Source organism: Cytobacillus sp. IB215665 (genome assembly GCF_033963835.1).
In the GTDB taxonomy this organism is placed as follows: domain Bacteria; phylum Bacillota; class Bacilli; order Bacillales; family SM2101; genus Nanhaiella.
This window is the reverse complement of record NZ_JAXBME010000041.1, coordinates 1-1,466: the sequence shown is the minus strand read 5'-3', so window position 1 is coordinate 1,466 and position 1,466 is coordinate 1. Positions and strand designations below refer to the sequence as shown.

Here is a 1,466-nt window from a genome sequence, read left to right as displayed (position 1 = left end):
AGGAAACTCAAGAGTAAATATGTTTAGTTAGAAGTGAAGGCAATACTTCTAGGAGTGCTACCAACCTGAATAGTATCAATAACAGAATGAGTTTTTACATCAATAACAGAAATAGTAGCACTACCTAGATTTGCAACATACGCCAATTTTCCATCAGGAGTAAAAGAGGCTGATCGAGGAAGATTACCAACTTGAATGGTATCAATAACAGAATGAGTTTTTACATCAATTACGGAAACAATTTCATTATGTGAAATATAAGCTAGTTTACCATCTGGTGAAAAGGTAACGAATCTAGGGGAATTATCAATTTGAATTTTAGCTACTAAAGAATGAGTCTTTACATCAATAACAGAAATAGTAGCATTTCCGGAGTTGGTAACATACGCTAATTTTCCGTCAGATGTGAAAGCGATATCAGATGAAAGGCTTCCAACAGTTATTGTAGCGATAATAGAGTGTGTTTTAGTATCTATGACACTTATAAAACTGTCTGGAGAAGAAGAATTCATATGATAAGCTAATTTCCCATTAGGTGTTATAGCTAAAAAGGGTGAAGGGCCTTTTATTTCTGATGGTGGGACAATCACTGTAGCAATGACAGAATGCGTTTTAGTATCAATAACAGAAATAGAACTTCCCGAGAATCCAAAGTTTGTGACATAAGCTAATTTCCCATTGGGTGTGAATGCTAGAGCTATGGGCTGCAAAACAACTGGAATTGTTGCAATAACAGAATGTGTTGTGGCACTTATAGCCAACACGTTTGAATCATCATTTATAACGTAAATCAGTTTTCCATCAGGAGTAATAGCTACAGCACCTGGAAATGTTCCAACAGACACAGTAGCAATAACGGAGTGTGTATTGGTATCAATAACTGACATGTTGAGAGAATCATTATTTGTAACATAAGCTACTTTTCCATCAGGAGTAATAATTATATCAAGCGGATCACTACCAACCATTACAGTAGCAATGACAGAATGCGTTTTAGTATCGATAACTGATACATTATCTGATCCGAAATTTGTTACGTAGGCTAATGTCACACATATACCACCTTTCACGAATTGTTAATTAAAAACTATGTAAGGAATAGGTATTTTATTCATATTACTCAAAGTAGACATAATAAGCATTGTGGATCCTAGTTCTAACAATCTAAAAAACACCTCAATCAATTGTAAGGTGCTGATAATAGTTACTATTTTTCATTTATTTCATCTAATATTCTTTCGATTTTCATTTTATTAGGATTAGATTCATTGTAAGTAATAACAATACGAGGTGAAATTAGAATAAAAATAAGGATTAATATAATAAGGATACCAGTGATAAAACTAATTCTTGCAAAAACTTTACTTTCTTTGTTGATTATTGGGAACAAAACAATTAATAAGGCTCCCACCCCAAGAGCTATAAGGGCAGACATAATTGATACCTCCATTCATAATTTATAAGAA

2 protein-coding genes are annotated in these 1,466 nt (G+C 33.2%); both read right to left on the bottom strand.

Features of this window, described 5'->3' with window-relative positions; all coding sequences use genetic code 11:
- Positions 1-23 precede the first annotated feature (23 nt).
- Positions 24-1,052, bottom strand: coding sequence for a beta-propeller fold lactonase family protein (locus tag SLH52_RS23155; protein ID WP_320211557.1), 1,029 nt, complete (start codon positions 1,050-1,052; stop codon positions 24-26).
- A gap of 155 nt (positions 1,053-1,207) precedes the next feature.
- A complete protein-coding gene (locus tag SLH52_RS23150; RefSeq protein ID WP_214484729.1) occupies positions 1,208-1,435 on the bottom strand; it encodes a hypothetical protein in 228 nt (75 codons plus the stop codon).
- Positions 1,436-1,466 lie beyond the last annotated feature (31 nt).